This window comes from Methylobacterium sp. Leaf111 (assembly GCF_001423285.1).
Classification (GTDB): Bacteria; Pseudomonadota; Alphaproteobacteria; order Rhizobiales; family Beijerinckiaceae; genus Methylobacterium.
The window spans coordinates 475,656-487,739 of the sequence record NZ_LMNE01000001.1 but is presented as its reverse complement, the minus strand read 5'-3'; the positions used below and the strand labels follow the sequence as shown (position 1 = coordinate 487,739).

The 12,084-nt window shown below is 68.0% G+C and carries 11 protein-coding genes; 7 read left to right on the top strand and 4 right to left on the bottom strand.

Annotation, left to right across the window (positions count from 1 at the left end):
- The first annotated feature begins 85 nt into the window (after nucleotides 1–85).
- Genes ASF41_RS02085 through ASF41_RS02070 form a run of 4 tightly spaced genes read left to right on the top strand, consistent with a single transcriptional unit; the run spans nucleotide 86 to nucleotide 4,049 of the window.
- A complete protein-coding gene (locus ASF41_RS02085) occupies nucleotides 86–1,369 on the top strand; it encodes a LarC family nickel insertion protein (protein WP_056490422.1) in 1,284 nt (427 codons plus the stop codon).
- Nucleotides 1,366–2,193 carry a hypothetical protein gene (locus tag ASF41_RS02080; RefSeq protein ID WP_056490421.1) on the top strand — a complete coding sequence of 276 codons (828 nt, stop codon included), beginning with the start codon at nucleotides 1,366–1,368 and terminating at the stop codon, nucleotides 2,191–2,193. Before ASF41_RS02085 ends, ASF41_RS02080 begins: the two co-directional genes overlap by 4 nt.
- Nucleotides 2,190–2,891 carry a nickel pincer cofactor biosynthesis protein LarB gene (gene larB / locus ASF41_RS02075; protein ID WP_056490418.1) on the top strand — a complete coding sequence of 234 codons (702 nt, stop codon included), beginning with the start codon at nucleotides 2,190–2,192 and terminating at the stop codon, nucleotides 2,889–2,891. The genes ASF41_RS02080 and larB overlap by 4 nt, the downstream gene beginning before the upstream one ends.
- Nucleotides 2,892–2,939: 48 nt before the next feature.
- Nucleotides 2,940–4,049, top strand: coding sequence for an aldo/keto reductase (locus ASF41_RS02070; RefSeq protein WP_056490414.1), 1,110 nt, complete (start codon nucleotides 2,940–2,942; stop codon nucleotides 4,047–4,049).
- Nucleotides 4,050–4,406: 357 nt separating this feature from the next.
- Here the strand turns inward: ASF41_RS02070 and cynS are convergent, their stop codons facing one another.
- The 4 genes from cynS to ASF41_RS02050 are packed head-to-tail and all read right to left on the bottom strand — an operon-like array spanning nucleotide 4,407 to nucleotide 8,121.
- Nucleotides 4,407–4,895: a cyanase gene (gene cynS / locus ASF41_RS02065; protein ID WP_056219292.1), complete on the bottom strand. Its 489-nt coding sequence runs from the start codon at nucleotides 4,893–4,895 to the stop codon at nucleotides 4,407–4,409.
- A 35-nt stretch (nucleotides 4,896–4,930) separates the two neighbouring features.
- A complete protein-coding gene (locus ASF41_RS02060) occupies nucleotides 4,931–5,911 on the bottom strand; it encodes an ABC transporter ATP-binding protein (RefSeq protein ID WP_056490411.1) in 981 nt (326 codons plus the stop codon).
- 5 nt (nucleotides 5,912–5,916) lie between these two features.
- Nucleotides 5,917–6,756, bottom strand: coding sequence for a nitrate ABC transporter permease (gene ntrB / locus ASF41_RS02055; protein WP_056490408.1), 840 nt, complete (start codon nucleotides 6,754–6,756; stop codon nucleotides 5,917–5,919).
- A gap of 3 nt (nucleotides 6,757–6,759) precedes the next feature.
- Nucleotides 6,760–8,121, bottom strand: coding sequence for a CmpA/NrtA family ABC transporter substrate-binding protein (locus tag ASF41_RS02050; RefSeq protein WP_056490405.1), 1,362 nt, complete (start codon nucleotides 8,119–8,121; stop codon nucleotides 6,760–6,762).
- A gap of 174 nt (nucleotides 8,122–8,295) precedes the next feature.
- Between ASF41_RS02050 and ASF41_RS02045 the strand changes: the two genes are divergently transcribed.
- The 3 genes from ASF41_RS02045 (at nucleotide 8,296) to ASF41_RS02035 (ending at nucleotide 12,008) form a co-directional block, all read left to right on the top strand.
- Nucleotides 8,296–10,197 (top strand): sigma 54-interacting transcriptional regulator, encoded by a 1,902-nt coding sequence (locus ASF41_RS02045; RefSeq protein ID WP_056490402.1) that lies wholly within the window; start codon nucleotides 8,296–8,298, stop codon nucleotides 10,195–10,197.
- A gap of 157 nt (nucleotides 10,198–10,354) precedes the next feature.
- Nucleotides 10,355–11,284 (top strand): aldo/keto reductase, encoded by a 930-nt coding sequence (locus ASF41_RS02040; RefSeq protein ID WP_056490399.1) that lies wholly within the window; start codon nucleotides 10,355–10,357, stop codon nucleotides 11,282–11,284.
- Nucleotides 11,274–12,008, top strand: a complete 735-nt coding sequence (locus ASF41_RS02035; RefSeq protein ID WP_056490395.1) for an NADPH-dependent F420 reductase — start codon at nucleotides 11,274–11,276, stop codon at nucleotides 12,006–12,008. The genes ASF41_RS02040 and ASF41_RS02035 overlap by 11 nt, the downstream gene beginning before the upstream one ends.
- Nucleotides 12,009–12,084: the final 76 nt, after the last annotated feature.

Here is a 12,084-nt window from a genome sequence, read left to right as displayed (position 1 = left end):
TCCGGGCCGAGGCGCTTGCCGCCGGACCTTTCCGAACGATGTCGCGTTCGCTCCTCGCGGTGACGGGACAACGAACACGACACGCATGCAGATTCATCTGGACGCCCTTGGCGGCGTCGCCGGCGACATGTTCGCCGCCGCCCTTCTCGATCTCTTTCCCGACCGGGAAGCCGGCGTGCTGGGGAGCATCCGAGCCGCCTTGCCGGGGGTCTCGTGCGAACTCGTCGGACACAACGACGGCATCCTCGCCGGGCGCCGCTTCGTCGTCGCGCGCAGTGCGGAGCATCGGGACGGCGTCGCTCCCGGTCACACGCATCGCCATCACGCGCACGAGCATGGCCACCGACACGATCCCGCCGGCGGAGCCGGTCACGGGCATCGCCACTGGTCGCAGATTCGCGCGGACCTGCAGGCCTGTCCGCTCGAGTCCACCGTCAGCGCCCACGCGATCGGTATCTTCACCCGTCTGGCCGAGGCCGAGGCGCGGGTGCATGGCATCGCCGTCGAGGCGGTGGCGTTCCACGAGGTCGGCGCCTGGGATTCGATCGCCGATATCGTGGCGGCCGCCCACCTGATCGCGGCCCTGGATGCGAAGGCCTGGAGCGTGTCGGCCCTGCCCCTCGGCTCGGGCCGGGTCCAGACCCAGCACGGGCCGCTGCCCGTGCCGGCCCCGGCCACGAGTCTCCTCGTCGAGGGCTTCGAAACCCTGGACGACGGTGTGCCGGGTGAGCGCGTCACCCCGACGGGGGCCGCGATCCTGTGCTACCTGCGGGACATCGCACCGCCGCTTCCAGCGGCGCCGCGGATCCTGAAGGGGTCGGGCATCGGCTTCGGCACGAAGGTGCTGCCGGGCCTGAGCAACTGCCTGCGCGCGGTGGCGTACGAGGCGGCGACGTCGAACGGGAGCGGCGAGCACCGCGACCTCGGCGTGATCGAGTTCGAGGTTGACGATCAATCGGCGGAGGACCTCGGCATGGGCCTCGATCGCCTGCGCAGGCACCCCGACATCTTCGACGTCGTCCAGATGCCGGTCGTCGGCAAGAAGGGACGGATGATGACCCATGTGCGGGCGCTCGCCCGAGCCAGCGCGCTGGAGGAGGCGATCGCGGCCTGCTTCCGCGAAACCACCACGATCGGCCTGCGACATCGCATCGTCTCCGGCGCAGCCCTGCCGCGGCGGATGCACACGGTCACGGTGGAGGGTCAGACCGTGCGGGTGAAGGTGGTCGACCGGCCGGGTGGACGCACCGCCAAGGCGGAGGCCGACGACGCAATCGCGCAGGAGACCCACGCCAACCGTGCCGGCCTGCGCCGCGCCGCCGAGGCCCTGGCGCTCCGGGCGGATGACGAGGCGGGAGGCGCGGCATGAGCCCCGAGGTCTTGCAACGTCTGAACGACCTCCTGCTCGCGATCGGACCCCTCGCAGTCGCGGTCAGCGGCGGTGTCGACAGCCTGACTCTTGCCGAGACCGCCCACCGCCTGCTCGGGGCCGACCGGGCGCTGATGGTCCACGCGGCTTCGCCGGCGGTGCCCGTCGAGGCGACGCAGCGGGTCCGGGACGAGGCGGCGCGGGCGGGCTGGTCCCTGCGCGTGGTCGAAGCCGGCGAGTTCGCCGACCCGAATTACCGGGCCAATCCGGTCAATCGCTGCTTCTTCTGCAAGACTAACCTCTACGGCAGGATTCGTCAGGTCACCGACCGGATCATGGTGTCGGGCGCCAACCTCGACGATCTCGGCGAGTACCGCCCGGGCCTCGACGCGGCGCGCGAGCACGGCGTCCGCCATCCCTACGTCGAGGCCGGCTTGGACAAGGCCACGGTGCGATCGCTCGCCCGAGCGCTCGGTCTCGGATCGGTGGCGGAGCTTCCGGCGGCACCCTGCCTGTCGAGCCGCGTCGAGACCGGGATCCGAATCGAGCCCGAGACCCTCGCCTTCATCCACGCCGTCGAGGGCCTGGTGAGTCGCAGCCTCGGGGCGGGGATCGGACCGCGCCGTGCCGTGCGCTGCCGCGTCCGGGCCGCCGGGATCGTGGTGGAGCTCGACCCCGTCAGCCTCGCTGCCCTGGACGGCACACGCCAGACCGCGCTGGCGGCGCAGATCCGCGCGGGTGCCCCGGCAAACCTGCCGGAGATTCCGGTGCGGTTCACGGTCTACCGCACCGGCAGTGCCTTCCTGACGGGAGCGGCACGATGAGCGTCTCCGACGAGTTCGTCCTCGATTTCGCCCGACCCGAGCGGATCGGCCTCGAGGAGGCGATCTACGCGGCCGGCAAGTCCCCGGTGCAGATCGACGCGATCCTGGACGCCGCCGCGGCGCGCGGCGCGCAGCTGCTGCTGACGCGCCTCGACGCCGACAAGCACGCGGCCCTTGCCGGGCATCACCGGGACCGGATCGATTACTGCGCGGTGTCGCGCACGGCGATCTTCGGGCGAGCTCGGCCGCTCACCGGGCCGGCCCGGATCGGCATCGTCGCCGCCGGGACCTCCGACGTTCCGGTCGCTCGGGAGGCCGTGCGGACCTTGGCCTATCAAGGGCATGCCACGACCCTTTTCGCCGATGTCGGGGTCGCCGGGCTCTGGCGCTTGACCACCCGGCTCGACGAAATTCGCGCTCATCCGATTCTCATCGTGGCCGCCGGCATGGACGCGGCCCTGCCGAGCGTCGTCGGCGGCCTCGTCGCCAGCGCCCTGATCGCGGTGCCGACCTCCGTCGGATACGGGGTAGCCGAGGGCGGCCGTACGGCCCTCGACGCCATCCTGGCGAGCTGCGCCCCCGGCATCACCGTCGTCAACATCGACAACGGCTACGGGGCCGCCTGCGCGGCGATGCGCCTGCTCCAGGCCGCCCGCACCCTCTCGGAAGCCAATCGCGTCGAGGGGACGGCGGCCTGACATGCCGCGCGCATCCCGCAACACCCCCCTTCACACCGGAGAGCAGACATGGAACGCCGCAGCTTTCTCCAGGGCGCCGCAGCCGGCGCCGGACTCGCCGCCACCAGCAGCGCCAGCGCGGCCGTGACCGCCCCCGGCCTGCCCAACACCCGGCCGAAGGACCCGGCCGACCTGCCTTTGCTCAGCGATCCCGGCGAGCGCCGGGGCGAGATGCTGTACCGGTCCTTTGGTCGCCACGACGAGAAGATCTCGGCGATCGGGATGGGCGGCTTCCACCTCGGCAAGAACGCGGTCTCCGACGACGAGGCGACCCGCCTCATCCATGCCGGCATCGAACGCGGCATCACATTCATGGACAATTGCTGGGACTACAACGGCGGCCGTTCGGAACTGCGCATGGGGGTCGCCCTCTCACAGGGCGGCTACCGCGACAAGGTCTTCCTGATGTCCAAGATGGACGGTCGCACGAAGCAGGAGGCGATGCGTCAGATCGACGAATCCCTCAAGCGCCTGCGCACCGATCGCATCGACCTCGTGCAGCACCATGAAATCCTGCGCTTCGACGATCCGGACCGGGTCTTCGCCGAGGGCGGCGCCATGGAGGCCTTCGTGGAGGCCAAGAAGGCCGGCAAGCTGCGCTACATCGGGTTCACCGGCCACAAGGACCCGCGCATCCACCTTCAGATGCTCGAAGTCGCCGAGGAGCGCGGATTCCAGTTCGATTCCGTGCAGATGCCGCTCAACGTGATGGACGCGCATTTCCGCTCGTTCGGGCATCTCGTGCTGCCCTACCTGGTCCAGCACGGAATTGCGGCCCTCGGCATGAAAACCTTCGGCGACGGCGTCATCCTGAAGAGCGACGCGCCGATCAAGCCGCTGGAATACCTGCACTTCTCCCTGAACCTGCCGACCACCGTGGTGATCACCGGCATTGAGAGCCAGCGCGACCTCGACCAGGCCTTCGAGGCGGTGAAGACCTTCAAGCCCATGGACAAGGCGACCGTCGCCGAGCTTTTGGAGCGCAGCAAGCCCTACGCGCTTCACGGCAAGTACGAGCTGTTCAAGACTTCCGCCACCTTCGACGGCACCGCCAAGAATGCGGCCTGGCTCGGCGAGGACGTGGAAAGCGTCAAGAAGCTCGCGCCCACGATGGAATGAGATCGGACGGCACCCGGGCGTTGTGGGACCGTCCCGGTCCGAGACTTCCAACCAGGTTGCCTGCAGCACCATGTCATCCCGGGTCCGCGCAGCGGAGCCCGGGATCCAGACACGCAGGAGGTGCAGACCTTCCACGCGTCGGCGGTTCTGGATTGCACGCCTCCGGCCGCGCCCCTTCGGGTCCGGGCGCGCCTGCGGCGCCCCGGAATGATGAAGCTGTCAGGCTCGCGATCGCCTGCCTTTCACGGATGGCCGTGTCGTCACGCCCCACGGGGATCCGCGATGGCTTGATGAAAGCCGAAGTACAGAACGATGCGTCGAGGCCGCTCACGCGCAGGCCGAGCGGCCTCGCTCCAATCAGCCTTCCTTGAAGCCGTAATCCGGGACCCCTTCCTCGTTGCCGTAGTACTTGTACGGTAGGAACTTGCCCGAGAGATTCATCTTGACCCGGTCGCCCTTGTTGTTGGGCTCACGTTCCATGGTCATGTTGAAATCGATGGCCGACATGATGCCGTCGCCGAACTCTTCCTGGATCAGTTCCTTCCAGGTGGTGCCGTAGACCATCACCAGCTCGTAGAAGCGGTAGATCAGCGGGTCCGTGGGCGGCATCTGCGCGATCGAGCCGCGGAACGGCGCCTCGTTCAGCATGCGCTCCTCTGACTGGCTGAGGCCGAACAAGGCAGCGGCCTTGGCGGCCTGGGCCTTGGGCAGCTTCATCTGGCCCATGCAGGCGGCGGTGATGAGGATCGGCGAGATGCCGCCGATCTCATCCTGGATGTACTTCCAGGTCCAGCCCTTCTCGCGCTTGATGTCGAGCAGCTTCTCGGTGAGGTCTTCGCGCTTCATGGCTTGGGTCTCCGTGGCGAGTGGGTGAGGGAAGGTCAGGCGCGCCAGGCGGGGGGCGCGTCCGCCGACAGGGCGGTGGCATCGGCCTCGCTGAGGCTCGGGCGGATCACGGGCGGGTGGCGCTGGTCGTAACCGGCAGGCATCGCGTCACGGAGCGTCTTCGAGCGGCTGACGAGGAAGTCCATCAGGTGGTTGCGCAGCGCGTAGTAGCCGGGCGCATGATGCAACTGCGTGCGGTCGCGGACCTTCGGCAGCGGATTCTCGACGATCTCCGCCACCTTGGCCTGGGGGCCGTTGGTCATCAGCACGATGCGGTCGGCCAAGTAGATCGACTCGTCGACGTCGTGGGTGATCATGAACACGGTCTGTCCGGTCTCGACGCAGATCCGCCGGACCTCGTCCTGCAACGTGCCCCGGGTGAGCGCGTCGAGGGCCGAGAAGGGCTCGTCCATGAGCAGGATCTTGGGCTCGATGGCCAAAGCGCGCGCGATGCCGACCCGCTGCTTCATCCCCCCCGACAGTTCCGACGGCCGCTTGTGCTCGGACCCGGCGAGCCCCACCGTCGAGATGGCCTTGCGGGCCCTGGCCTCGACCTCGGCCCGGGGCGCCTGGCGCCAGCGCGACGCGACCGCGTAGGCGACATTGCCCAGCACCGTACGCCAGGGCAGGAGCGCGTGGCCCTGGAAGATCACCGCCCGATCGAGGCTGGTCCCCTCGATGGCCTGCCCGTCGGCAATGACGACGCCCTCGCTCGGCGCCTCCAGCCCGGCCAGGATGTTCAGGACCGTGGTCTTGCCGCAGCCGGAATGGCCGATCATGCAGACGAACTCGCCCCGGCGCATGGGCAGCCACAGGTTCTCGAACACGGTGGTGTTCTTGCCCCCCGGCGCCGGATAGCGCCGGGCGATGCCCTCGATCGAGATGAATTTTTCCGAGGACGGCATGGTCTGGGACGACATGCGGGCGTCTCCGGTCTTGTCCGAGGATTTGGAGCGGAACGGGAGGAGGGCGGTCATGGCGCTCACTCCGGGAAGGTGACGAGGCGTTGTGCCTGCGCCAGCAACTGGTCGAGGATCATGCCAACGAGGCCGATCACCAGGATCGAGGTGATCACGTTGGTGATCGAGAGGTTGTTCCACTCGTTCCAGACGAAGTAGCCGATGCCGGTGCCGCCCACGAGCATCTCGGCCGCCACGATGACGAGCCAAGCAATGCCGACGGAAATGCGCATGCCGGTGAGGATGGTGGGGGCGGCTGCCGGGAGGATCACCGTGACCGCCCGGCGGAAGGGTCCGACCTCAAGGGTGCGGGCGACGTTCAGCCATTCCCGGCGGGTCCCGGCGACGCCGAAGGCGGTGTTGATCAGCATGGGCCAGAGCGAGCAGATGAAGATCACAAAGATCGCCGAGAGCCCGGAATCCTTGATCGTATAGAGGGCGAGCGGCATCCAGGCCAAAGGCGAAACCGGCTTCAGGAGCTGGATGAAGGGATCGAGGGCCCGGCCCATCAGGGGCGACATGCCGATGAGGAAGCCGATCGGGATCGCCACGATCACGGCGAGCCCGTAGCCCAGCGCTACACGGCCGATCGAGTAGGCGAGCTGGATGCCCAGCCCCTTGTCATTCGGCCCCCGGTCGTAGAATGGGTCCTTGAGGTGCTTCCACATCGTCGCCCCGACATCGAGGGGCCCCGGCATCGCCGACTTGCCGGTGGTGGCGCTGGCGCCCATCAGGGCGGCGTATTCCGGGTCCATCGCCTCGGTCTTGCCCGTGCCGCTGACCGCGATCTGCCATGTGAGCAGGAACGCCAGCAGCAGGCCCAGCGAGACGAGGCCGGCGCGGAGGGACAGGCTGGTGGCCATGGCTCAACCCGCCCGCTTGATCTTGAAGGACGCGAGATATTCCTTCGGCTTGGCCGGATCGAAGGTCTTGCCCATGACCGCGAAGGTCTTGCTGGTGGTCTCGGGCGGGGTAAGCCCGTTCTGCTTCATCAGCCGGGCGGCATCGGTGGCGAGATAGACCTTGGCGGCTACCGCCGCGTAGTCGACATCGCCCTTGATCTGACCCCAGCGCTGCATCTGCGTCAGGATCCAGACGGCGAAGGACTGCCACGGGAAGGCATCGAAATCGACGCGGTCGGGCACCTTGCGCACGTTGCCGAGGCCGTCCGCGAAGGTGCCGGTGAGAACCTGCTCCACCACCGTGACGGGCTGGTTCAGGTAATTCGCCGGGGCGATCTGGGCGGCGATCTCCTTCCGATTTTCCGGCTTGGAGGCGTAGGTAGTGGCCTCGATGATGGCCCGCAGCAGGGCTGCGTAGGTGTTGGGCGTCTGGGTGATGAAGTCCTGCGAGGCGGCGAAGGCGCAGCAGGGGTGCCGGTCCCAGATCTCCTTCGACAGGATGTGGATGAAGCCGACGCCGTCATAGACCGCGCGCTGGTTCACGGGATCCGGGGCCAGGAACCCGTCGATGTTGTCGGCCCGCAGGTTCGCGACCATGTCGGGCGGCGGCACGGCGCGGATCTGCACGTCCGCGTCGGGATCGATGCCGGCCTCCGCGAGGTAGTAGCGCAGCAGGTAGTTGTGCATCGAATAGTCGAACGGCACCGCGAGCTTGAAGCCCTTCCAGTCCTTCGGGTCGCGCCGGTCCTTGTGCTTCATGGCGAGCGTGATCGCCTGGCCGTTCACGTTCTCCACCGCCGGCATCGTGTAGGGTTGCGGGTTCGAACCGACGCCCAGCGAGATCGCGATCGGCATCGGCGCCAGCATGTGGGCGGCGTCGTATTCGCGGTTCAGGGTCTTGTCGCGGATCACCGCCCAGCCGGCCGTCTTCACCACGTCGACGTTCAGGCCCTGCTTCTCGTAGAAGCCCATGGGTTTCGCCATGATGATCGGCGTGGCGCAGGTGATCGGGATGAAGCCGATCTTCAGGTCGGTCTTTTCGGGCTTGGCGCCCTCGGCAAAAGCCTCGGCGATCAGGCGGGTGGGCAGAAACTGGCTGACGGCCGCCAAGGCTGTCGCGGCTCCGACGCTGCGCAGGAACGCCCGCCGCTCCGCATCGTGGGGAAACAGCGCCCGCATCACCGTCCCGTCGACCACCCGCTGCAGGGCCGCGTCGCCCGTCGGCTGGGCCGCATCGTGTTCACCCTGCGAACGGTGAGCGCCGCAGGAGCAGCCGCCTCGGCCAAGGCGTCGGGTGGCATCGAAGGGATTGTCGAACAGGGCCATGGTCGCCTCGCCACTGGAAACTGCACACTTATGAGCAACCCCCATGCCAGGATCGACAACGACTGTTTGTTGAGTGAAAGCAGATGCTTGACCTCGTAGGGCCTGAACACGAAATATCGTGGTTCACGAAAGATCGTGGTTGCGCAACGAGATCTCGTAATAACATAAGGGCAGATGACGATTCCGCCCGCTCCGCTCGATCTCGGCATCGCGTTTCGCGAAAGCCGCGAGGCGATGCTGGTCCTCGACCCGGATCGGGATTGCGTCGCGGATGCCAACCCGGCGGCCGCCGATCTGCTCGGATATCCCGACACCGTGCTGCGCGGCCTGCCGGCGAGCGTCCTGCATCCGGGCCAGCTCCCGACGCTGATCGTGTTCACGCAGGCGGTCCAGGCCAAGGGCCATTGGTGGACCGACGCCCTGACGCCGCGGCATGGTGCGGACAAGGCCCTGCGCCTTGAATATGCCGGTTCGCTCCTCCTCGGCCACCCACCGCTGATGCTGGTGACCCTGGCCGACCTCGACGCGCGCCGTAGGCGCCAGGTGGATGCGCAGGCCGATGCCCATATGCGGGCCGGCCTCTCCGAGTGGCAGCGGATGGAGCGGGTCTTCCGCAATCTCGAACGCGAGAACCAGCTCATCCTGCGGGCGGCCGGGGAGGGCATCTACGGCGTCAACGCGGAGGGGGTGACGACCTTCGTCAACCCAGCCGCCGAGCGCATGCTGGGCTGGACCGCCGCCGACCTCGTCGGGCGGGACATGCACGCCACGGTGCATCACACGCATCCGGACGGGGCGCACTATCACCATCACGATTGCCCGATCTACGCGGCGTTTCGCGACGGTGTCGTGCATCAGGTCGACACCGAGGTGTTCTGGCGGCGTGACGGACGCGCGTTCCCCGTGGAATACACATCGACGCCGATCCGCGACCAAGGCCAGCTCCTCGGCGCCGTCATCGTCTTCCGCGACGTCGGCCCCCGGCGCGAGGCCGACGAGCGGCTGCGTCAGGCGCTCGCCGAGGTCGATTCCCTGCGTGAGCGCCTGGAGCTCGAGAACGCCTACCTCAAGGAAGAAATCCGCTTCGAAAGCCATCACCAGGGCATCATCGGCCGCTCACCCGCCATCGAAGCGACCCTTCGCCAGATCGACGTGGTCGCGGGCACCGACGCGACCGTGCTGGTCACTGGTGAATCCGGCACCGGCAAGGAGCTGATCGCGCGAGCGATCCACGAGGCCAGCCGCCGCTCCGATCGCCCCCTGATCCGGGTGAACTGCGCCGCCGTGCCCCGAGAGCTGTTCGAAAGCGAGTTCTTCGGCCACGCGAAGGGCGCCTTCACCGGGGCCGTCCGCGACCGGGTCGGGCGCTTCGAACTCGCCGATGGCGGCACGCTGTTCCTCGACGAGGTCGGTGAAATTCCCCTGGACCTCCAGGGCAAGCTGCTGCGGGTGCTGCAGGAGCGCTCCTTCGAGCGGGTGGGAGAGGAGCGCACCCGCGCGGTCGACGTCCGGCTGATCGCGGCCACCAATCGCGACCTGCGGGAGGAGGTGCGGCGCGGTCGCTTCCGCGAGGACCTGTATTTTCGCCTCAACGTTTTTCCGATCGCCGCGAGTCCCTTGCGCGAGCGGCCCGAGGACATTCCGTTGATCGCCCAGCACTTCCTCAAGGGCGCGGCGCGGCGGCTCAACATCGCCGAGCCGCGGCTCACGGAAGGCGACGCGCGCCGCCTCAGCCGCTATCCGTGGCCGGGAAACGTCCGCGAACTGGAGAACGTGATCGAGCGGGGGGCGATCCTCGCGGTGCGTGGGCGGCTCCATCTCGACTTGCCGGAAGTCGATTTACCGCCGCGCGGCCGTGACGCCGTCGCCATGGCCTTGCCGATCCTGAACCCGTTGACGGAGCTTGAGCGGCGCGCCCGCGACCGCTCCGAGATCGAGGGAGCCCTGACCCTGGCCGGCGGCAAGGTTTTCGGCCCGGGGGGCGCCGCCGAACTGCTCGGCCTGCGGCCGACCACCCTGGCCTCGCGGATGAAGGCGCTGGAGGTCGATGCACGGACCTTCCGTGCGCGACGTTGACGCCGCCCTGCATCGCCCGCTGCTCCGGCCCGTGACGGATACGCCGTCCTTCGCCACCGGCCGTCGCAGGCACGATCCGTGCGCCAGTGGATATGTCGAAGTCCGGCACCGGGCCCTAGATGGTCCGGACGCTCGCCTCGCTGGAGTTCGTGCCCCGATGCATCCCAATCGACGCGCCGTCATCGCCGGCGCCGCTCTTCTGCCTCTGTCGGCAGGTCCGCTGAAGCGCAGGGCGATGGCCGAGAAGGCGCAATTCTCCGGATTACTCCGCCGCCCAATTCCTTCATCCGGCGAAACCCTGCCGGTGATCGGCATCGGTACGTCGCGTCGCTACGAGGTCGAACCGACGCCGGAGAAGATCGCGCCGTTGCGCGAGGCGGTCCAGCGGTTCGTTGCGCTCGGTGGAACGGTCATCGATACCGCGCCGAGCTACGGCACCGCCGAGGACGTGCTTGGACTGATCCTCAGCCAGGATGGCCTGCGCGAGAAGGTGTTCCTGTGCAGCAAGGTCGGGACGCCGGGCCGGGAGGCCGGCGCGGCGGAGATCGCGCGATCCTTCCAGCGCATGAAGACATCGGTGATCGACCTCATCGCGGTCCACAACCTCATCGATCCGGATGCAAATCTCGCGACCCTTCGCGATCTGAAGGCGCAGGGGAAGATCCGGTATCTCGGCGCAACGGTCTGGCGCGACAGTCAGCTTGCGGATCTCGAAGCGCTGATGACGCGCGAGACCCTGGACTTCATCCAGGTGAACTACGCCCTCGACGATCGCAGCGCTGCCGCGCGCATCCTGCCCCTGGCAAAGGAGCGCGGGACCGCCGTGATGGTCAACGTTCCCTTCGGGCGCGATCGCCTGTTCAAGGCCGTGCAAGGGCGCGCGCTGCCACCCTGGGCTGCGGAGTTCGACTGCGCGAGTTGGCCCCAATTCTTCCTGAAATACGTCCTCGCGCACCAAGCGGTGACTTGCCCGATCCCCGGCATGGCCAAGGTGGCCTATGTCGAGGACAACCTCGGCGCCGCACGGGGCCGTCTGCCCGATGCCGCGCAACGCACCCGCATGGAGGCCCTCGTCGATGCACTTTGAGTTCGTGAAACGCCGCTCGATCCTCGCGCACGTCTCCGGCGCTGCCGTCGCCTTCGCTCTAGTCGGCTCCGCCTGGGCGCAGACCGAATCGGAGCCGATGCGCATCGGGATCATCGGTGCCGGCAATATCGGCGGCACACTCGGCGGCCTGTGGGCTAGGGCCGGCCATCCGGTAATGCTGTCGTCCCGGCACCCAGAAGACCTGAAGGGCCTCGTCGACGGGCTGGGACCCAAGGCCCGCGCCGGGACTCCGGCCGAAGCGATCGCCTTCGGCGACGTCGTGCTGGTGGCGGTTCCCTATAAGGCGTATCCACAGATCGCGCAGGATCACGGTGCCGCCCTGAAGGGCAAGATCGTCATCGATGCCGGTAACGCCACCCAAGCCCGCGACGGCGAGGTCTACGGCGAGGTCCAGGCGAGCGGCATCGCAGCCGTTTCGGCCAAGTACCTGATTGGCGCCCACATCGTTCGTGCCTTCAACGCGGCGAATTACAAGGTGTTCGCCCAGAACGCTCACCGCGAAGGGGGCCGGATGGCGATCCCCCTCGCAGGTGACGACCCTCAGTCCGTCGCGGAAGTGTCGAAGCTCGTCACCGATGCGGGCTTCGCTCCGGTGGTCGTCGGACCTCTCAGGACGGCGGACAGCTTCGCCATGGGCTCGCCCGGCTTCGGGCTCGAACTTACCGCTCCGGACCTGCGCACGCGCCTGGGTGTCACACCTTGAGTGGTGAAACGTCCGCCGGCGCATCACCCAAAGTGCCGGCGGGTCAGCAGGCCGCTGCTTGGCTTGGGCGCCTCGT

Bases quoted from the DNA above. Each gene is read 5' to 3' on its own strand.
- ASF41_RS02085 (WP_056490422.1), top strand. From the start codon at position 86: ATGCAGATTCATCTGGACGCCCTTGGCGGCGTCGCCGGCGACATGTTC.
- ASF41_RS02080 (WP_056490421.1), top strand. From the start codon at position 1,366: ATGAGCCCCGAGGTCTTGCAACGTCTGAACGACCTCCTGCTCGCGATC.
- larB (WP_056490418.1), top strand. From the start codon at position 2,190: ATGAGCGTCTCCGACGAGTTCGTCCTCGATTTCGCCCGACCCGAGCGG.
- ASF41_RS02070 (WP_056490414.1), top strand. From the start codon at position 2,940: ATGGAACGCCGCAGCTTTCTCCAGGGCGCCGCAGCCGGCGCCGGACTC.
- cynS (WP_056219292.1), bottom strand. From the start codon at position 4,895: ATGAAGCGCGAAGACCTCACCGAGAAGCTGCTCGACATCAAGCGCGAG.
- ASF41_RS02060 (WP_056490411.1), bottom strand. From the start codon at position 5,911: ATGACCGCCCTCCTCCCGTTCCGCTCCAAATCCTCGGACAAGACCGGA.
- ntrB (WP_056490408.1), bottom strand. From the start codon at position 6,756: ATGGCCACCAGCCTGTCCCTCCGCGCCGGCCTCGTCTCGCTGGGCCTG.
- ASF41_RS02050 (WP_056490405.1), bottom strand. From the start codon at position 8,121: ATGGCCCTGTTCGACAATCCCTTCGATGCCACCCGACGCCTTGGCCGA.
- ASF41_RS02045 (WP_056490402.1), top strand. From the start codon at position 8,296: ATGACGATTCCGCCCGCTCCGCTCGATCTCGGCATCGCGTTTCGCGAA.
- ASF41_RS02040 (WP_056490399.1), top strand. From the start codon at position 10,355: ATGCATCCCAATCGACGCGCCGTCATCGCCGGCGCCGCTCTTCTGCCT.
- ASF41_RS02035 (WP_056490395.1), top strand. From the start codon at position 11,274: ATGCACTTTGAGTTCGTGAAACGCCGCTCGATCCTCGCGCACGTCTCC.